Here is an 18250-nt window from a genome sequence, read left to right as displayed (position 1 = left end):
CCCTAGCCAGGAGGCGCACATGCACGACGTCGAGATACCGCAGTGGGTCGTGGACCGGGTGATCAAGCGACGAGGCGCCGAGCACGTCTTCACCGACCTCGATCCGGCCAGGACGGCGTTGATCGTCATCGACATGCAAAACGCGTTCATGCTGCCCGGGGTGGCGTTCGTCGAGATCAAGACCGCGCCGCAGATCGTGCCGAACATCAACCGACTTGCCGCCGCAATGCGAGCCGCCCGCGGGGCGGTGGTGTGGATCGTCACCACCTACACCGACGAGGTATCGGCCGACTGGTCGACCTACTACCGGCTCTCGACGCCCGAGAACGGCGACCGTCGCAGCAATGCGCTGGTGAAGGGCACTGAGGGACACCAGATCTGGGCCGACCTCGACGTGCTCGACGACGAACCCGTTATCGAGAAGACGAAGTTCTCGGCACTCGTCCAGGGCTCGAGCGGACTCGACGCATACCTTCGGGAACGCGGCATCGACACCTTGCTCATCACAGGTTGCCTCACCGACGTCTGCTGCGAGTCGACGGCCCGCGACGGAATGATGCTCAACTACCGGGTGGTGATGGTGACCGACGCAAACGCGGCCGACACCGACGCCGACCACAACGCCGCCCTGTGTGCCGTCTACTCGACATTCGGGGACGTCATGCCGACCGACATGGTGGTCGACCTGTTGAGGTGACGGCCCTTTCGTTCCACCGATCTCCACGCGATCTCCACGTCTTCTCCATGTCACCGAAGAACCCGCAGGCCATGCTTTCGACATGTTCGCGCAATCGAGCCCCATCACCGACGCAAAGGATGTCTGCGTCCGGTCGATTCACCTCATGGAAACCGCCGAGTTGGCCGACTTCGGCGACGTCGTGCATCCCGAGGCGGTCAATCGGGAGTCCGCCGCGGAACCGACGGCGGCACGCGGCGCCGGTCCCGCCGCGTTCCATGCGACCGCCCTTTGGCTGCGTTCCGCCTTCTCCGAGCTCACCTGGGACGTTCACGAGGCCGTCCAGGACGGCAACCTCGTCGTGGTTCACGCCACGATGCGCGGGCGACAGACCGGTCCGTTCGTCAGTTACGGACCCGATGCCAGGCCGGTGATGGCGTTCCCGCCCCGGGGACGCAGCTTTGCCGTCACCCAGACCCATTGGTTTCGCATGGCCGAGGGCAAGGTGATCGAGCACTGGGCCAATCGGGACGACCTCGGGATGGGACAGCAGCTCGGCTGGACACCGCCTTCTCCGGTGTACCTGGTGCGAATGTTGTTGGCGCGGCGTCGGGCCCGCTCACAACGGTCGTGATGAGCCTGAGCCGGCGGCTCAGATGAAGTCCGAGCCCCCGTCGACGTTCACGGTGGCCCCGGTGACGTAGCCGTTGCGCCGCGACGCCAGATAAGCGGTGATCGACGCGATCTCCTCCGGAAGCCCCGCCCTGCCGAGGTCGCATGGTTGATGGAAGTTGTCGTCGATCCACGTCATCACGTCGACGGGATTGGTCGCGTCGAGTCCGTCGGCGGCCAGGACGTCCTTCAGATTCTCGGTGAAGCTCGCCGTCACGATCGTGCCAGGGCATACGCAGTTCACCAGAATGCCTTCCATGGCAAGGCTTTTCGACAGGTTTTTGGTGACGCTGCTCAGCGCCGCCTTCGAGGCGGTGTAGGCGACGATCCGAGGGTTCTGGCGTTGGATGGAGTGTGCCGACAGTGTCACGATGCGGGCCCACTCGGCCGCACGCAGCAACGGTAGTGCCGCGCGAATGGACCGTACTGCCGACATGGTGCCCAGTGCGAACGTCGCCTCCCACTGAGCGTCGTCGAGCTCCTCGAAGTGACCGTCGCCGGGGCCGATGGTGTGGACCAGGCCGTTCAATTCGCCCCACCGCTCGGACACGACGGCAAACCCCGAGGCGATCGAGGCACCATCGTTCATGTCGACGCTTATTCCAACCGCATCTGGAGCGCCGGCGGACGACAGCGACTCCACGGCCGAGTCCAACGCGGCCTGCCCTCTTGCCATTACCGCGACGCGGGCCCCTTCGGCCGCAAGGGTTTCGGCGATCGCCAGGCCCATCCCCTTGCTTCCGCCGGTGACGACGACCGCTGATCCCGCCAGGCCCAGATCCATGTCGCTCCTATCGGTGGTGCTGCACGGCGGGCCGGTCGTCGGCGGCGACGATCTTGGCGATCGACTCCGGAGCGACGCCCAGCCCTCGCAGGCAGAATCGCAGCACGTGCCGTCGAACGTCTCGTCGATCGTGATCGCCGGTGGCCCACTGCCTTTCGGTACTGGCCCACACCGCGCCCTGAATGGCCATCGCGTGCGCGGTGGCATCGATGTCGGTAAAGGAGCCCAGCTGGCCGCCTCGTTCGAGCTGCTCGACGAGCGGGGTCAGGATCTCGCCGTACGCCGCGCCGACGAGCTCGGGTGCCGCGAACATCTGCGACTGCGCCTCCAGAGACAGCTTCCGTAGCTCGGACGTCACCTCCGCACTGAATGCGAGGTCGAGCCGCGCGTCGATCCATGCGACCACCGCATCCACCGGATCGGAGTTGGCGACCATCCGCTTCCTCAACCTGCGCGCCTCCACCCGAGCCATGTCGAGGAACACGGCGGCGACGAGTTCGTCCTTCGACTGGAAGTGCCGGTAGAAGGCGCGCGTACCGAGGCCTGCGCGGTCGAGCACCTGGGCGACGCCAAGGCTGCGCACACCGTCGTCGCGGATCAGTTGGGTGGCAGCCGCGACGATCGCCTTGCGCACCCGGGGGTCGGGGTCGAGCTTCCGGCCCGGCCGCGTGGATTGCTTCTTCATCAGGCGCTCGCGTCGTACGTCGCGAGGTACTCGGTGAAGCGCTCCCGCACGCTCTGTGGCGTCAGGCCGTAGTCGGCGAGGTCGTAGGCGTGTTCACCGCGCGAGCCGGGCGCGTGACCGCGTGCCCATTCGGCGACGCGCATGCGGGCGTCGTCGCCGAAGGTCAGTCCGAGTTGGTCATAGCTGCGCTCGATCGTGGCGACGGAGTCGGTCTGCAGGTCGGCGAACGACACATCGACGAACCGGTCGTCACCCAAGCGCTTGCGGAAGTCCATCGCACGTCGCACGGCCTCCGCCCACGAAGTCAGTTGTTCGGCACCGAGTTCCACGGCGTCGTCACGATCGCTACTCCAGCTGCGGACATAGTGGATCAGGCTGCACACCGATGCCAGCACCTTCGCCGGATCGCGGTGACTCCAGAGGAATCTCGCGTTGGGGTAAGCCTCGACGAGCGCGTCCAGGGAGAACATGTGGACCGGGGTCTTCAGATGCCACAGGTTCGGCGGGCAGTGCCACTGCAGGAGTTTGAGCACCCGCCGGTGATAGGTGTACGTCTCCCGCATGTCGCACTGCATCAACCAAGACAGGTACCCCGGCACGCGGACCACGCCGTCGAAGTGGAACGTGCGAAAGCTCATTCCCATCAGATCCTGACACTCGGTCGCCGCCTCCGGTTCCGAGCTGTACATCGACCGCATGCGCGGAAACATCTCGTCCATCATCGCCATACCTTCGGCCGCTGCGGCGATCCTGGGATCGGAGTGCTGGGTAGCGGCCTCGGGTGGCGGCGTGCAGGCCTGCGATTCCCAGGTCCGAAGCGACCGGAACTGCGGATCGGCCGCCACGAGTTGGCTCAATGCGGTGGTCCCGGTGCGCGGTAGTCCGATGACGAATACCGGTCCCCCGATCACCTCGCCATCGATCTCGGGATGCTGCCTGTACGTGTCCTCGATCCGCAACCGCTGGATGAGCGCGTTGCTGATGGTGGCGTGCTGAATGACGTTGCCCAGGTCGTTGAGTCCGGCTTCGGTGTTCAGCGCATCCGCGGTGCGCTCGAGACCCTCGCGGTAGTAGGCGCTGCCAAAGTCATCAAGGCCCGTCGCCGCTCGCGCCCCGTCCTCCAATTCATCTGGAGAGAAACTCATTTGGCGAACCTCTCGTGCACGGCGCGGCGGCGCGCCTCGATCACCGCGGCTCGCTCGGCGGCGGTGACCGTCTTGGTGTCCGCGGGCAGTGCGGCGGCGATGTCGTCGAACTTCACCAGCCGCGAACGTGGAACGGGAGCGCTCTCGGTGCGCACGCAGCGCAGGATCATCGACCCGTTGCTGTGTCCCGCCGTGTCTAGCCAGTTCGCGATCCCCGGATCTCGCGAGCAGATGACCACGCGTACCACCCCGTCGGCATCGACGTTCGCTTGATGACCGTTGAGGCTCGACTGCCGGCGCCCGTAATGGATTGTCTCCCACCACTGATTGCCCAGCGAGTAGCTCCAATAGACGCCCTCGGGTGGCTCGACTTCGAGGATGAGCGCCTCGTCGGGTTCCAACTCCCAACGGCCGATGACCGGTCGGTTCTCGGCCGCCGCACCCATGGCGGTGCGATCGATAGGCGGCATGAACCCATTGACCGGGGGGCCTGCGTTGAAGTCCAGGAAGAACTTCAGGTTGTCGTGGACGAACTCACCCAACGCATACAGCTGGCGCGACACCGCCACGTCCAGCTCGACCGAGCGGTCCGCTGGCGCGACTTCGTCGCCGACGCGTTCGAGTCGGAGCGAGGATGGCACCTCGTTGTCCCAGTCGTAGAAGAAGTGCCGCACGATCAGCGTCGGATGACCGCCGTCGACCCTCAGCCAGTTCCGCTCGTGCGCGTCGGTGGAGATGATGGCCTCGAAGGTGCCATCCCCGGCTACGTCGAGGTCGTCGACGAGGACGTTGGTCGTCGAGGCGATGCCGTCCATCGTCTGCAGACCGACGTACCGTGCGGTGCCGCGACTTCCGAACAACCGGTACGTTTCGCCACCGCGCAACGTGGCCCGCAGGTAGATGCCATCCGGACATTCCATGCCCCAGGTCAGGACGTCGTCGGTGCTGGTCCGCTCCACCGCGAGAATGGGATCGGGGTCCACCCTCAACGCCTCGTCGAGGCCCACCGCGAGCAACACCATCAGGTGGCGCATCCCGGCCGCGTAGTCGACGCGATTGCGATTCACGGGGTCAGAGGCGACGAGCAGTTCGGCCGCCTTCAACCGATCAAGAAGACGAGCCCACCCCCCGGCCAGGTCCGCGTCGTCACCACCGCCCTGCATCGCCGCCTCTGCGATCGAGAATGGCAGCCACGCCGTGGGGTTGTGCCCGTCGGTCATGCGAACCCCGTCTTCGTCGACGTCGCCAAAGTGAAAACACCGTTTTCAGTTATAAGCACTGTGACACCGACCGAGGGTCGTGTCAATGAGTTCGACCTAGCCGCTGTTGCGCAGCGCGGTGGCCAGCCCGCTCATCGTCAGCAGGATGCCACGCTGAACCAGTTCGTCGTCGTCGCCAGAACGGTAGCGGCGCAACAACTCCACCTGCAGGTGGTTGAGCGGTTCGAGATACGGGAACCGGTTGAACACCGAACGCGCAAGTGCCGGATTGTCGGCAAGCAGGTCGTCCTGACCGGTGATGAGCTTCAGCATCGCGATGGTCTTGTCGTGCTCGGCGACGATCTTGTCGAACACCCGGTGCCGCAGGGCCTCGTCGGAAACCAGCTCGGAATACCGCGCCGCTAGCCCCATGTCGGCCTTGGCCAGCACCTGCGCCATGTTGGACAGCACGGTCGAGAAGAACGGCCACCGCACGTAGAGGTCGCGCAGCACCTCCAGCCGGCCGTCACCCTCGGCGACCCACTCTTCGAAGGCCGTGCCGGTGCCGTACCAGCCGGGCAACATGACCCGCGACTGACTCCAGGCCAACACCCACGGGATGGCGCGCAGATCCGATATCGCGGTGGTGGGCTTGCGGGATGCGGGCCTGCTGCCGATGTTCAACGCGCCGATCTCGCTCACCGGCGTGGACGACTTGAAGTAGTCGACGAAACCGGGTGTCTCGTGGACCAATTCGGAATACACCCGCTGGGCCTTCGCGGCGAGCTCGTCGAGCACTTCGTACGCCGGTTCCGCTGTGTCGCCGAGCCCTTCGACGTCCAAGAGCGTCGACTCCAAAGTGGCGGCGACGAGTGTCTCCAGGTTGCGGTGTGCGACGCGCGGCTCGGCGTACTTGGCTGCGATGACCTCACCCTGTTCGGTGATGCGCAGCGAGCCCTTCACCGCGCCGGGCGGCTGGGCAAGGATCGCGTCGTAGCTGGGGCCGCCGCCGCGGCCCACGGTGCCCCCGCGACCGTGGAAGAGCCGCAACCGGATTCCCGTCTTGAGCGCAGAGTCGACCAGGTCGAGCTCGGCGCGGTACAGCGCCCAGTTCGCCGCGAGGTAACCGCCGTCCTTGTTGGAGTCGGAGTACCCGAGCATGATCTCCTGATGCTCGCCACGCGCGTGCACCAACCCGCGATACAGCGGAAGGTCCAGCACCGCTTCGAGAATCGCCGACCCACGCTGCAGATCGTCGATGGTCTCGAACAACGGCACGATGCCCACCGGGCTGTACGGATGCTCTCCGGACGCGTCGAGCAGTCCCGCCTCCTTCAGCAGGATCGCCGCCTCGAGCATGTCGGACACCGACTGACACATCGAGATGATGTAGTTGGGCACCGCCTGCGGACCGAAGACCTCCACCGCTCTCGCTGCGGCGTGCACGATGGCGAGTTCCTTCTCGGCGAGTTCGGACAGTTCGGCGCCTGGGCCGACGAGCGGGCGCCGGGTGGCCAGCTCCGCGACGAGCACCTCGACGCGGTCAGCTTCGGACAGCGACCGGTAGCCGGGATGCACGCCCGCCCAAGCCAGCAGCTCGGCGATCACCTCTTCGTGAACCTCGGAGTTCTGCCTCATGTCCAGCCCGGAGAGGTGGAACCCGAAGACGCGCACCGCTTCCCGCAGCCGAGCCAGCCGGTCGTCGGCCAGTACCGCGCTGCCGTTGGCGCGCAGCGACGCGTCGATGATGTCGAGGTCGACGAGCAGTTCGGTGGGCGTCCGATAGGCCGGCATGCCGAGGTCGAGCTCGTGCTCGGGCTGGCGGTCGAGGATCTCGGCGGCGGTCGCCGTGAGCCGACCGTGAACGACGCGCAGGGCGCGACGGTAGGGCTCGTCGGCGCGGGCGGGTTCCGTGCACGTGTCGGCCAGCGCCGACAGGTCGTCGCTGATCTTCACCAGCCGCACCGACATCGACAGTTCCTGCTCCAGTGCGGTCAGTTCACCGAAGTAGTGGGCCAGCGCGGTGAAGGCCGCCCTACCGGTGGCCAGCCGGACGACCTCGGCCGTGACGTTCGGGTTGCCGTCGCGGTCGCCGCCGATCCAAGAGCCTGGCCGCAGGATGGGCTGTTCGAGCACGTGGGCGTCGGGCCAACGGGCCTGCAACGCCGAGCGGACGTCGGCGTTGACCGCAGGGATCACCTCGAAGAAGGCCGCCGGGTAGTACCGCAGGCCGGTTTCGATCTCGTCCTGAATCTTCAACCGGGACAAGCGGATCAGTGCGGTCTGCCACAGCACCAGGATGTGGCGGCGGAGCTCGAGCTCGATGCTGCGACCGTCGTCGGTCTCCGTGTGGCCGTACAGGCGCATCCGCATCAACTCCGTGATGCGGTGCTGGGTGTCGAACACCGTGCGGCGGCGGGTCTCCGTCGGATGGGCGGTGATGACGGGCGAAACCAGGGCGCCCACCAGCGCGTCGGCGACGGTGCCGGGATCCAGCTCCGCGGTATCGAGTTTCAGGTACGTCGCGGCCAGGCTGCTGCGCTGCGGCGGCTCCCCCGAGGCGACGTGGACAGCACGGCGGCGCTCCCGATGAATGTCCTCGGCGACGTTGGCCAGCAGGGCGAAGTGCGTGAACGCGCGGATGACCGGAATCGCCTCGTGCACGTCGATTCCGTCGAACAGGTTGGCCAACTCGGCCCGGTCGATCTCCGAACGGCGCACCCGGAACGACTCGACGCGGGCCCGCTCGACGAGGTCGAACACCGCCTCCCCGTTCTGCTCCCGCACCGTGTCGCCGAGGATGGCGCCCAGCAGCCGAATGTCCTCGCGCATCGGTTCGGTCGCCTCGCGTCCCACCTGAGTGCGGCGAACCGAACCGATGGGCGCCAGCGCTACGTCCGGACCGTCTGCCATGGGTCGATTATCGGCGTCCGCCGTCATGGGCGCAGAACGAGGACGTCAGCCCTGCGCCGTCGTGGTCGGCATCCGACCAGCCACAACCGCGTGGCCGTGTTCCTCTCACAAACCAACGCATAGACGAACGCCTGGTCGTCTGGTTCACTTGGCCGTGCGATTGCGGCGACCGACGGCGTGGATGTCGGTGCTGTTCGTGTTGGCATTTTCGGTTCTTCCGATGGCCAAGGCTGGTGCCGACGTGCCGGACTGGTCGGGGCTCGATGCGCGCCTGTTCGCCGGCCCGATACCTCCGCAGGGAACCACCGTCTCGTCGGTGCCGTTGGATCCCGCGTTGTCGCTTACCGGCGCCGGCCCCGCGTACCGCGTGCTCTACTCCACGGTCAACCAGCACGACCAGCCGGCGGTCAGCACCGGCGCGGTGTTCCTGCCACCCGGCCCGGCACCTGAAGGCGGGTTCCCGGTCATCGCGTGGGCGCACGGCACCGTCGGCCTCGGCGACGACTGCACCCCGTCCGCGCTGCCTCGTACCCCGCGCGATGATGAGTACCTGTCGCACTGGCTGGGCGAAGGCTACGCCGTCGTCGCCAGCGACTACGCCGGCCTCGGAACACCCGGCCTGATGAGCTACCTCAACAGCGTGACCACCGCCCACGGCGTCATCGACTCCGTGATCGCCGCGCACGACATGGGGCTGCCGTTGTCACCCAGATGGGCGATCGTCGGTCAGTCCCAGGGCGGCGGCGCCGCCATCGGTAGCGCTCGCTGGGCCACCGAATTCAGCCAGGGCTCCGGTCTGGACTACCGAGGAGTGGTTGCGACCGGCACCCCCGCCAACATCGACAAGCTCGTCAACCAGACCGGCCCAGACTTCAAGCTGCCCGAGCTTGGGCCGATCGCCAACGCCTACACCGCCTACATCCTGGCCGCGCTGCGCGAGGCACGACCCGACCTCGACATCAACGGCGTGCTCAGTCCCGCCGGACTGAATGCGGCCGACCGTGCCGAAACCGTTTGTACCCTGGCCCTTGCCGATGAACTCGCCGCCCTGACGCCAGCGGCATTCTTCACCGCGCCCCTCAACTCGATTCCCGGCATGGCCGACGCGCTCTACGCCTTCATGGGAACCCCGTCCACCGGTTTCGACCGACCCATTTTCCTCGGTGTCGGTCTCCTCGACCGGGACGTGCCACCGGAGTCGACACTGTCGTTCTATCACCAGCTGGTCGCCAACAACCAGAACGTAACCCTGCACGTCTATCCCGAAGAAGACCACAGCGGCACAGTGCTCGCATCGCTGGTCGACTCCACGCCCTTTCTGCGCGAAGCGTTCGCCGACGACTAGTGCGCGGGTGAACGGCGCCGCTGGAAGAACCGCAAACCCGCCAAGCTTTGCGCAACCCCTTCCGATCTCGTCGCAATGCTTCTAGCATCGACTTGTTGGTTCGTTGTCAATCGGGTGCTCATCGGTCTCGGCCGGGCTCCAGACCTCGGACGTTGGCCCGCATCGAGTCGGCGCAGATCGATTTGCCCGATGGCGGGGAACAACGCCTATCGAGGAGGACGAAATGGGCTTCCAACTAGCAGGAACATACGTCGGGCATTGCGATTGCACGCAGATCTGTCCGTGCGCGGTCGACGAGAAACCAACCGGTCGTGACGGCCAATGCCACGGGCTGATCGTCATGACCATCGCCAGCGGCTCGCTAGAGGCCACCGATCTCTCAGGTACCAAGGTCGTACTTAGCTACTCCGCGCCCGGCAAGATCAGTGACGGCCGACTGCGGCTCGGGCTCGTCATCGACAACGCCGCCTCAGACGATCAGGCCGCGGCCCTGGAACGGATCTTCAGCGGCCAAGCGGGCGGCATGTTCGAGGCGTTCGCCGGACTAACAGAGAAGTGGCTCGGTGCCGAGCGCGCTGCGATCAGATTCTCCGACGGGCAGGAGCCGTCGGCCACCATCGGCGAGACCGAGGTCAATTTCACCGCCTATCGCGGCGAGGACGGCAACGTCACCACTGTGCGCAACGCCTCCTTCGCTTTCGCCCCGGAATTCACCCTGGGCAAGTCATCTGGCCGATCGGGCGTGCTCGGTGAGTCGTTCGAAGCCAGCTACGGCGAGGCAGCGCAGTTCGAGTGGGCGAGCTAGCAGAAGACGCGCCCACGCCGGCAAGCAGCGCTGTTGATCAGGCAGTCCGGTTTCCCCCGCTGCCGCAGCTCGCCAGGCTCGTCCTGATCGCACTGCTGCTCGGGCTTGCGATCGTGGGCTGGGCGGTCACCGACCGGCGCATGGCGGGGATGGACGCGGGCCCGGGTACCGACCCCGGAGTGTTGGGGTTCTACCTCGCCACCTGGGTCGTGATGATGGCCGCGATGATGTTCCCGTCGATCGCGCCGATGGTATTGACCTACGAGCGAATTCAGCGGGGCAAGCGCGAGCGCGGCCTGCCCGTCGCGGTCGGGGCGACGATCGTGTTCGTCGCCGGCTACCTGGCTACCTGGACGGCGACCGGGCTCGGCTTCTACGCCGTGCTTGCCGCTGCCCGCGCCGCCGACCTCGGCGGCATCACATGGGACCAGACGGGTCGATACCTTGCCGGCGGGGTCATCATCGCGGCCGGCGTGTATCAGTTCACCCCGGTGAAGCAGACATGTCTCACCAAGTGCCGCGATCCGTTCCTGTTCCTGCTGACGTCGTGGCGAAGCGGCCGCACGGGTGCACTTCGGATGGGCATCGAGCATGGGTTCTGGTGTGTCGGCTGCTGCTGGGCGTTGATGGCCGCGCTGTTCGCGTTGGGAGTGATGAGTGTCGGGTGGATGGCATTCATCGCCGCGCTGATCGCGATCGAGAAGCTGCTGCCGTGGAGAGTGGTCGCGAACCGGGGCATTGCCATTCTGCTACTGGTCCTTGGCATTTCGGTTGCACTCGTACCCGACAAGGTTCCCGGCCTGACAATCCCCACACCTAGGGACGATCACTCGGTGATGGTCGACATGTGAACTCACGAAGGAGGAATGAAATGGTTGCGAACGCAGTTGTGACGAAAACGGGTACTGGTCAAGCGATTTGGATGTTGGGCGGTCGGTACACGGTGCGGGTCTCCGGCGAGGACAGCGGCGGCGAGCTGACCGTAATGGAGATGGAGTTGCCGGTCGGCTCGGGCCCGCCACCGCACACCCACCTCGGCGGCGAAACGGTCTACATCGCGGAGGGCACCGTGCGCTACCACATCGCCGATCAGACATTTGATGCCAGCGCGGGCGATGTCATCCACATCCCCGCAGGCACCGTCGAGAACTTCGAACCGACATCCAAGGCACGGGTGATCATCGCCTACACCCCGGGAGGCATCGATAAATACTTCCTCGAGGTCGGCGAACCCGCGCCCGAAGCGGGCCTGCCACCGACACCTGACGGTCCGCCGTCGCCCGAATTCCTCGAACGGATGGCGACGGTGGGCGCGCGCTACGGGCTAGACATGAAGGTATAGGGCCGTCGCACAGATTGATTGGTACATCGAAGGAGTCGAGTTCAGCAATTGCAACTGCGACTACGCCTGTCCTTGCCAGTTCGAGTCACCCGTCCGCCGCACTTCGCGGAGAACCCTTTCGGCCAGTTCCCTCGATCAGGTCAGCGCATTGGCCGCGATCTGGGACGCCGATTTGGCTTAATCCTGGTCGATGTCGCCGGCGATTTCCTCGGTGAGGTCCAGAAAGGCTTGCGCGAGATTCCACAGCAGAACCTGTCTGGCTTCATCGAGTGAAACCTGGTCGTCGACCTCGAAGTCCGGCTTCTCCCCTTTGGCGCGAGCGTCCTCGATCTTCTCCAGCACCTCCTTGAAGGTGCGTTCGTGTACCTTCTTCGCCGCCGCTCCGACTTCCTCGCGCAGTGTGCGGACGATTCGTGCGTTCTCCCTGAGTCGTGCCTTGTCCACTCTGGGGCTCCTGTCTGAGGTGGCTGGCCAGGTTCGAGGGAGACCCCTGCGCCGGTACGGGTCGACGACTCGCGTCGCGTCATTGTGCGCTGCGGGAAATGCTAGGTCCGCGCCCCGCTGTTGCTTCTTGGTGATTTCGTCTCGACGAAGGATTCAGAGGTGTGGGGCCTGTACACGGTCTGGGTCGCGTGGGGCTTTGAGTCCAATTTCGTTAAGACTGCACCAGGTTTCACGGTCGAGCTAGCTCAACGGGGTCGTTTCGGCTATCTGCCACTGCGGCCGTGGTGGACGCCATCGCCGGCCCCCGGTAGACGACGCAGCTGCCGCCGCCAGCCCGCTTGGCCTCGTACATAGCGGCGTCGGCATGGCGGAGCACGTCATCAACGGAGAAGTGCGGGTCGTCGGTGGTGTTCGATGCGATGCCGACACTCGCCGTCGGAGCGGCCCCCTCGACGTCGACGCGGGTCAACAAGACGAACCGCTGCAGCAGGTCGTCCACCGCGCCGGACTCGTCAGGGAACGCGACAAGGACGAGTTCGTCACCACCGATCCGCGCGGTGATCTCGTCGTGCTTAGCGATGGATTTCAGTTGCTGTGCCATCGCGATCAGCGCGGCGTCACCGGCTGCGTGACCCAGCTGGTCGTTGAGTTGTTTGAATCGGTCGACATCGCATACCGCCATCACGACCGTCGCGGAATCCGTTCGTCTGGCCAGGGTCCGTTCGACTGCGAAGTACATACCGCGCCGGTTACGCAAGCCGGTCAGCGGATCGTAGTGGGCGGACCGGGCGGTTCTGCCGATCGCAAGACGTCCGCGCTCGATCAGGATGACGGCGCCCACTGGCGCCATGACTACCCAGGCCAGCGCTGGCATATAGAAGACGAACAATCGGAATCCTTCGGCCGGATCGGACAGCATCGCCAAGCCGACGATCGCACCGATGACCGCCGCACCAAACACACAGTGCAGTATGAGGATTCGCACACCAAGGATGAAGCACGCGAAAATGCCGAGCATCGCCATGTACAACGTGGTGCACACCCGTGCCTCCGGCGTCGACATGGTGAATGCGGTAGCCGCCAATGCGCAGTCCGCCCAGGCGATGTATGCCACCGCGTACGCATGGCTCGGCCATCGACCCAGCAACCACCGCAACCCGACCAGCGCGGCGGACATCAGAACGGCGACTTGCACACAACGCGCGGCAACTCCGTGCGGGCCGTCCGGATGGAACTGGACGATGACGCCGAGGACGGCCAGAAGCACGCAGGACGCCCCGATGAACCCCATGAATGGCCTTACCGTGCGGCCTTCGCGCAAGGCGCCGGTCGCGAACCGATATTCGCTGGCACCCCACCCTCGACCGAATATTGCCAACATAGATCCACGACTCTAGCTGCCGGTTCTTAGCCAACATTGAAGGCGGGCTACTTGTCGACCGCCGGATCGTCACGATCCTCAGACACTGTGTCCGCTCGCCCTGGGCTCAGAAGGCGACCAGCAGCACGATGACGATCAGCGCAACGAAGAACGCGACGATCGCCGTCACCCAGATCACCGCGGGCTGACTCTTACTGCGCTGAGGAGGCGGGCCGAGCAAGCCAGTGCCGAATTTCGCCAGCGGCGGCCTGTACTCGAGCTCGAGCCACTGGCCGGGTTGCAGGGTAAGCGGGCCCAACTCGCTCGGGGAATAGTACGGCCCGGTCACGAGAAGTTGGTATTGCCCGGGCGGGGCCGGCACGACGTTGCGGCCCCACACGGGGGCGGGCAATGGTTGGCCGTTGACCAAGATGGTCGGCTTGAACGGCCATTGCAGGAATGCGGACGCGCGGTTGCGCGCAGTGGTGATGACGAAGCCCTCGCCGGGCTGCGGATGGGGCTGAGGCGCGGCCACGTAGCCCCCCGGGCTGCTTAGACGCCGTACTTGATCTGCAGCGCGACGGCGACGATCGAGACGACCCAGATGGCGACGACGAAGTAGGTCAGCCGGTCCAGGTTCTTCTCGACGACCGTCGAGCCCGACAAGCTGGACTGCACACCGCCGCCGAACAGCGTCGACAGGCCGCCACCCTTGGCCCGGTGCAGCAACACCAGCAACACCACCAACAGGCTGGTGACGATAAGGGTGATCTGCAACGCCAAATACATGGCCGCCAGCCTACCGGGCGTTGGCCCAAATCAAGGAAGCGGGCCACCTGCGGCGATGGCGGACAACTCGGCGAATTGCTCGGCATCCAGCGAGGCTCCGCCCACCAGCGCGCCGTCGACGTCCTCTTGGCCGACGATCTCCCCGACGTTCTTTGCGTTGACGGAGCCGCCGTACAGCACCCGAACGGATGCGGCGACGTCGACCGACGCGAGCTCGGCGAGCTCCTTGCGGATGGCGGCGCACACCTCTTGCGCGTCGGCGGCGCTGGCCACCCGGCCGGTGCCGATCGCCCACACGGGCTCGTAGGCGATGACGACCTTCGCGATCTGTTCGCCCGACAGCCCGGCAAGCGAACCCTTGAGCTGCGTGACGTTGTAGGCGACGTGGTCGCCGGCCTCGCGGATCTCGAGTCCTTCGCCGATGCAGACGATGGGCGTCAGGCCGTGCTTGAGCGCTGCGGCAGCCTTGGCGGCCACCAGCGCATCGTCCTCGTGGTGATAGGTACGCCGCTCGGAATGCCCGACGACGGCGTACGTACATCCCAGCTTGGCCAGAAACGCCCCACTGATCTCGCCGGTGTAGGCGCCGGAGTCGTACTGCGAAACGTCCTGCGCCCCGTACGTCAGCCGCAACTTGTCGCCGTCGACGAGCGTCTGAACGCTGCGCAGATCGGTGAACGGCGGCACGACCGTCACGTCGACCTTGTCGAAGTACTTGTCGGGCAACGAGAATGCGATCTTCTGCACCAGCGCGATGGCCTCGAAGTGGTTGAGGTTCATCTTCCAGTTGCCCGCGATCAGCGGTTTACGGGACACAGGACTCCTAGTTCAGTACTTCGATGCCGGGTAGCGTCTTGCCCTCAAGGTATTCGAGCGACGCCCCGCCTCCGGTGGAAATGTGCGAGAACCCGTCCTCGGGCAGGCCGAGTTGACGCACGGCCGCAGCCGAGTCACCGCCACCGACCACGCTGAACGCGCCCTTCGCCGTTGCCCCGACGATCGCCTCCGCGACGCCCTTGGTGCCGGCCGCGAACGCCGGAAACTCGAAGACGCCCATCGGGCCGTTCCAGAAGATCGTCCTGGCGTTGGACAAGAGCGTGGTGAATCGCCGCACCGAGCCGGGGCCGATGTCCAGGCCCATCTTGCCTTCGGGGATGCGGTCGGCGTCGACGGTCTCCGGCGGCGAGTCTGCCGAGAACTCCGCGGCGACGACGATGTCCACCGGTAGGTGAATTACGTCGCCGTAGTCCTCGAGCAACTTGCGGCAGGTGTCGATCATCTCCTCCTGCAGCAGCGAGGTGCCGACCGGAACCCCTTGCGCAGCAAGGAAGGTGAAGCACATGCCGCCGCCGATGATCAGGCTGTCGGCCTTCTGCGCCAGGTTCTCGATGACGGCCAGCTTGTCCGACACCTTGGACCCGCCGAGCACCACCGCGTACGGACGCTCGGTCGAGCTCGTCAACTGCTCGAGCACCTTGACCTCGGCGGCCACCAGCGTCCCCGCGTAGTGCGGCAGCAGGGTCGCGACGTCGTACACCGACGCCTGCTTGCGGTGCACCACGCCGAACCCGTCGGAAACGAATGCGCCGTCGTCACCGACGAGTTCGACTAGCGCCTTCGCCAGCGCCAGCCGTTCGGCGTCGTCCTTGCTGGTCTCGCGCGAGTCGAAGCGGATGTTCTCCAGCAGCAGCACGTCACCGTCGGTCAGCCCCTCGGCGCGCGCGAGCGCGTCGGTGCCGACCACGTCGCCGGCCAACTGGACGTGCCTGCCGAGCTGCTCGCCGAGTGCCGCCGCGACGGGAGCCAGCGAGAACTCGGGTTCCGGACCACCCTTCGGGCGACCGAGGTGCGCCGTGACGATCACCTTGGCCCCAGCATCGGAAAGCGCCTTCAACGTGGGCGCGGACGCGATGATGCGGCCCGGATCGGTGATCTGACCGTCGTCGTCGAGCGGGACGTTCAGGTCGGAGCGCACCAGCACGCCCCGGCCCTCGACGCCGTCCGCGAGAAGATCTTCGAGCGTCGAAACAGCCACGGTCAGAGCGACTTACCGACCAACGCCACGAGGTCGACGAGGCGGTTCGAGTAACCCCACTCGTTGTCGTACCACGACACGACCTTGGCCTGGTTGTCGATGACCTTCGTCAGCCCCGAGTCGAAGATCGAGCTGTGCGGGTCGGTGACGATGTCGCTCGAGACGATCGGAGCGTCGTAGTACTTGAGGATGCCCTTGAGCGTGCCTTCGGCGGCCGCCTTGAAGACGGCGTTGATCTCCGCGGCGGTACCCGACTTCGAGAGCTCCACCGTCAGGTCGGTGCACGAACCGGTGGGGATCGGCACCCGCAGCGCGTAGCCGTCGAGCTTGCCCTTCAGCTCGGGCAGTACCAGGCCGATGGCCTTGGCCGCACCCGTGGAGGTCGGCACGATGTTCAGCGCGGCGGCACGGGCGCGACGCAGGTCGCTGTGCGGACCGTCCTGCAGGTTCTGATCCTGGGTGTAGGCGTGGATCGTGGTCATCAGGCCCTTGACGATGCCGAACTCGTCGTTGAGCACCTTGGCCAGCGGGCCGAGGCAGTTCGTGGTGCACGAGGCGTTGGAGATGATGTTCTGGCTGCCGTCGTACTTGTCGTCGTTGACGCCCAGCACGATCGTGATGTCCTCATCGCTGGCGGGCGCGGAGATGATCACCTTCTTGGCGCCGGCGTCCAGGTGGCCCTGCGCCTTGTCGCGCTTGGTGAAGATGCCGGTGGACTCCACGACGATGTCGACGCCCAAGTCGCCCCAGGGAAGGGCCGCTGGCCCCTCTTTGACCTCGAGAGCCTTGATCTTGGTGTTGCCGACGACGATGGTGTCGTCGCCCTCGAGGCTGACCTCGTAGGGCAGCCGGCCCAGGATCGAGTCGAACTTCAGCAGGTGAGCGAGCGTCGCGTTGCTGGTCAGGTCGTTGACCGCGATGATCTCGATGTCGGTGTTGGCGCCCGCCGCCTTCTGCGCGTCGAGGGCCCGAAAGAAGTTACGGCCAATGCGACCGAAGCCATTAACGCCTACGCGGATGGTCACGCATGTCTCCTTAGTCGGTGATGAACTACCCGGAGCTCAGCCTAGTAGCGAGCGCTTCGCGTCGCGCAGGCTGGTCAGTGCGCCGCCAGGCCCTGGTCGCGGTACGGGTTGCCGAGCCATTTGGCCCGGATGCCCTGCAGCGTGCCGTCGTCCTCGAGTCCGGCTTGGGCGCTGGTGAGCTGCTGCAACGTCACGTCGTCGCCGAGCGCCACCGCGATGGCGAGCTCCTCCCGTGAGATGCCTTGCTGCACCACCTCTACATCCGCGAAGGGTCTGACGAGTTCGGTCAGCACCGGGGCCAGCTTCATGAACGCGTCGCATCCGCCTGAGGTCAGGTCGGCCAGCGCGGTTCTGATGCCGCCGTAGTCGTAGCCGCGGACGGCAGCGGCCTTGCCCTCGGCGACAAGGCGTTCGGCGATCGGTTGGCTGGTGTTGCCGTGTTGGACGCCGATGGTCAACCCGGTCAGGTCGTCGATGGATCGCACGTTCGGCAACCGCGCGGTGTCGACGGCCAGCGACTGGCCCGAAATCAGATACGGCGGTGCGAACGCGGCCTTGCGTCGACGGTCGGGGGTCACCGTGGTTCCCGCGATGACGCAGTCGTAATCGCCAGCGCCGAGTGCATCGAAGATCCCGTTGAAGTCGGGGCCGTCGTAGGCGATCAGGCGGATCGACGCCCCCAGTGCCGCGCCGATGGCCTCGATGAGGTCGATGTCCAACCCGCCACCGTCGTCGCCCATGCCGTTGAACGGCGGGTCCGGGTAGGCCACACCGACTCTCAGCGTCGTCATGCCTCCAACCTAAGCCGGTTGACTCGGGGCCGGTGTGTGCAAACGGCGAAACGTAGCCCGGCCGAGCAGTTATGGTCCGAACGCTCGGGTTGGGAGGCCAGATTTGTCCAGTAGCCGCGTTTGCTCGCTAACGGTTCGCACATCGGCATGGCAAGCGTGGTGCAGGCTCCTGCTCGCCGCGTTCGTCCTGGCCTTGTACACCTCCATCGCGCTGGCCAGTGGTGTTGCCCATGCCGACGA

The 18250-nt window shown here is 65.8% G+C and carries 19 protein-coding genes; 6 read left to right on the top strand and 13 right to left on the bottom strand.

Going from position 1 to position 18250, the window contains the following annotated elements; all coding sequences use genetic code 11:
• Positions 1-19 precede the first annotated feature (19 nt).
• Together SLQ33_RS12325 and SLQ33_RS12320 are read left to right on the top strand one after the other, a co-directional pair.
• The gene (locus SLQ33_RS12325; RefSeq protein WP_319454117.1) at positions 20-697 is read left to right on the top strand and encodes an isochorismatase family cysteine hydrolase; all 678 of its coding nucleotides are present in this window, start codon (positions 20-22) and stop codon (positions 695-697) included.
• Between the two features lie 82 nt (positions 698-779).
• The gene (locus SLQ33_RS12320) at positions 780-1310 is read left to right on the top strand and encodes an ester cyclase (RefSeq protein WP_319454116.1); all 531 of its coding nucleotides are present in this window, start codon (positions 780-782) and stop codon (positions 1308-1310) included.
• An 18-nt stretch (positions 1311-1328) separates the two neighbouring features.
• Here SLQ33_RS12320 and SLQ33_RS12315 read toward each other — a convergent pair whose 3' ends face one another.
• The 5 genes from SLQ33_RS12315 to ppc all read right to left on the bottom strand — a co-directional run bounded on the left by SLQ33_RS12315 (position 1329) and on the right by ppc (position 8074).
• Positions 1329-2132, bottom strand: a complete 804-nt coding sequence (locus SLQ33_RS12315; protein WP_319454115.1) for an SDR family NAD(P)-dependent oxidoreductase — start codon at positions 2130-2132, stop codon at positions 1329-1331.
• 7 nt (positions 2133-2139) lie between these two features.
• Positions 2140-2817: a TetR/AcrR family transcriptional regulator gene (locus SLQ33_RS12310; RefSeq protein WP_319454114.1), complete on the bottom strand. Its 678-nt coding sequence runs from the start codon at positions 2815-2817 to the stop codon at positions 2140-2142.
• Positions 2817-3962 carry a sulfotransferase gene (locus tag SLQ33_RS12305; protein WP_319454113.1) on the bottom strand — a complete coding sequence of 382 codons (1146 nt, stop codon included), beginning with the start codon at positions 3960-3962 and terminating at the stop codon, positions 2817-2819. The genes SLQ33_RS12310 and SLQ33_RS12305 overlap by 1 nt, the downstream gene beginning before the upstream one ends.
• Positions 3959-5182 (bottom strand): DUF1214 domain-containing protein, encoded by a 1224-nt coding sequence (locus SLQ33_RS12300; protein WP_319454112.1) that lies wholly within the window; start codon positions 5180-5182, stop codon positions 3959-3961. The genes SLQ33_RS12305 and SLQ33_RS12300 overlap by 4 nt, the downstream gene beginning before the upstream one ends.
• 96 nt (positions 5183-5278) lie before the next feature.
• Positions 5279-8074, bottom strand: a complete 2796-nt coding sequence (ppc, locus tag SLQ33_RS12295) for a phosphoenolpyruvate carboxylase (RefSeq protein WP_319454111.1) — start codon at positions 8072-8074, stop codon at positions 5279-5281.
• 181 nt (positions 8075-8255) lie between these two features.
• Here ppc and SLQ33_RS12290 point away from each other — a divergent pair, with 181 nt between their 5' ends.
• The 4 genes from SLQ33_RS12290 to SLQ33_RS12275 all read left to right on the top strand — a co-directional run bounded on the left by SLQ33_RS12290 (position 8256) and on the right by SLQ33_RS12275 (position 11566).
• Positions 8256-9419, top strand: coding sequence for an alpha/beta hydrolase family protein (locus SLQ33_RS12290; RefSeq protein ID WP_319454362.1), 1164 nt, complete (start codon positions 8256-8258; stop codon positions 9417-9419).
• Between the two features lie 223 nt (positions 9420-9642).
• Positions 9643-10224, top strand: a complete 582-nt coding sequence (locus tag SLQ33_RS12285; protein ID WP_319454110.1) for a DUF1326 domain-containing protein — start codon at positions 9643-9645, stop codon at positions 10222-10224.
• On the top strand, positions 10212-11075 hold the full coding sequence (locus SLQ33_RS12280) for a DUF2182 domain-containing protein (RefSeq protein ID WP_319454109.1): 864 nt from the start codon (positions 10212-10214) through the stop codon (positions 11073-11075). Before SLQ33_RS12285 ends, SLQ33_RS12280 begins: the two co-directional genes overlap by 13 nt.
• Positions 11076-11095: 20 nt before the next feature.
• Entirely contained in the window at positions 11096-11566 is a 471-nt protein-coding gene (locus SLQ33_RS12275) for a cupin domain-containing protein (RefSeq protein WP_319454108.1), read from the top strand.
• Positions 11567-11743: 177 nt separating this feature from the next.
• Here the strand turns inward: SLQ33_RS12275 and SLQ33_RS12270 are convergent, their stop codons facing one another.
• The 8 genes from SLQ33_RS12270 to SLQ33_RS12235 form a co-directional block, all read right to left on the bottom strand.
• Positions 11744-12010, bottom strand: coding sequence for a hypothetical protein (locus SLQ33_RS12270; protein ID WP_319454107.1), 267 nt, complete (start codon positions 12008-12010; stop codon positions 11744-11746).
• Positions 12011-12239: 229 nt separating this feature from the next.
• Positions 12240-13301, bottom strand: a complete 1062-nt coding sequence (locus tag SLQ33_RS12265; protein WP_319454106.1) for a GGDEF domain-containing protein — start codon at positions 13299-13301, stop codon at positions 12240-12242.
• 196 nt (positions 13302-13497) lie between these two features.
• On the bottom strand, positions 13498-13905 hold the full coding sequence (locus SLQ33_RS12260; RefSeq protein WP_319454105.1) for a hypothetical protein: 408 nt from the start codon (positions 13903-13905) through the stop codon (positions 13498-13500).
• 17 nt (positions 13906-13922) lie between these two features.
• The gene (gene secG, locus SLQ33_RS12255; protein WP_319454104.1) at positions 13923-14159 is read right to left on the bottom strand and encodes a preprotein translocase subunit SecG; all 237 of its coding nucleotides are present in this window, start codon (positions 14157-14159) and stop codon (positions 13923-13925) included.
• 30 nt (positions 14160-14189) lie between these two features.
• Positions 14190-14975, bottom strand: a complete 786-nt coding sequence (gene tpiA, locus SLQ33_RS12250) for a triose-phosphate isomerase (protein ID WP_319454103.1) — start codon at positions 14973-14975, stop codon at positions 14190-14192.
• Between the two features lie 7 nt (positions 14976-14982).
• Positions 14983-16194 (bottom strand): phosphoglycerate kinase, encoded by a 1212-nt coding sequence (locus SLQ33_RS12245; RefSeq protein ID WP_319454102.1) that lies wholly within the window; start codon positions 16192-16194, stop codon positions 14983-14985.
• Between the two features lie 2 nt (positions 16195-16196).
• Positions 16197-17219 (bottom strand): type I glyceraldehyde-3-phosphate dehydrogenase, encoded by a 1023-nt coding sequence (gene gap, locus SLQ33_RS12240; protein WP_319454101.1) that lies wholly within the window; start codon positions 17217-17219, stop codon positions 16197-16199.
• Between the two features lie 74 nt (positions 17220-17293).
• A complete protein-coding gene (locus SLQ33_RS12235; RefSeq protein ID WP_319454100.1) occupies positions 17294-18010 on the bottom strand; it encodes an ABC transporter substrate-binding protein in 717 nt (238 codons plus the stop codon).
• Positions 18011-18250: the final 240 nt, after the last annotated feature.

It is taken from the genome of Mycobacterium sp. RTGN6 (genome assembly GCF_033804605.1).
Classification (GTDB): Bacteria; Actinomycetota; Actinomycetes; order Mycobacteriales; family Mycobacteriaceae; genus Mycobacterium.
Note: the sequence above shows the minus strand (reverse complement) of the source record. Positions and strands in the feature narration are given on the sequence as shown.

Coding starts and splice junctions, on each gene's coding strand:
- SLQ33_RS12315 (WP_319454115.1), bottom strand. CDS start 2,132: ATGGATCTGGGCCTGGCGGGATCAGCGGTCGTCGTCACCGGCGGAAGC.
- SLQ33_RS12285 (WP_319454110.1), top strand. CDS start 9,643: ATGGGCTTCCAACTAGCAGGAACATACGTCGGGCATTGCGATTGCACG.
- SLQ33_RS12265 (WP_319454106.1), bottom strand. CDS start 13,301: ATGGGGTTCATCGGGGCGTCCTGCGTGCTTCTGGCCGTCCTCGGCGTC.
- SLQ33_RS12290 (WP_319454362.1), top strand. CDS start 8,256: ATGTCGGTGCTGTTCGTGTTGGCATTTTCGGTTCTTCCGATGGCCAAG.
- SLQ33_RS12325 (WP_319454117.1), top strand. CDS start 20: ATGCACGACGTCGAGATACCGCAGTGGGTCGTGGACCGGGTGATCAAG.
- ppc (WP_319454111.1), bottom strand. CDS start 8,074: ATGGCAGACGGTCCGGACGTAGCGCTGGCGCCCATCGGTTCGGTTCGC.
- SLQ33_RS12235 (WP_319454100.1), bottom strand. CDS start 18,010: ATGACGACGCTGAGAGTCGGTGTGGCCTACCCGGACCCGCCGTTCAAC.
- SLQ33_RS12320 (WP_319454116.1), top strand. CDS start 780: ATGTTCGCGCAATCGAGCCCCATCACCGACGCAAAGGATGTCTGCGTC.
- secG (WP_319454104.1), bottom strand. CDS start 14,159: ATGTATTTGGCGTTGCAGATCACCCTTATCGTCACCAGCCTGTTGGTG.
- SLQ33_RS12305 (WP_319454113.1), bottom strand. CDS start 3,962: ATGAGTTTCTCTCCAGATGAATTGGAGGACGGGGCGCGAGCGGCGACG.
- SLQ33_RS12275 (WP_319454108.1), top strand. CDS start 11,096: ATGGTTGCGAACGCAGTTGTGACGAAAACGGGTACTGGTCAAGCGATT.
- SLQ33_RS12310 (WP_319454114.1), bottom strand. CDS start 2,817: ATGAAGAAGCAATCCACGCGGCCGGGCCGGAAGCTCGACCCCGACCCC.
- SLQ33_RS12300 (WP_319454112.1), bottom strand. CDS start 5,182: ATGACCGACGGGCACAACCCCACGGCGTGGCTGCCATTCTCGATCGCA.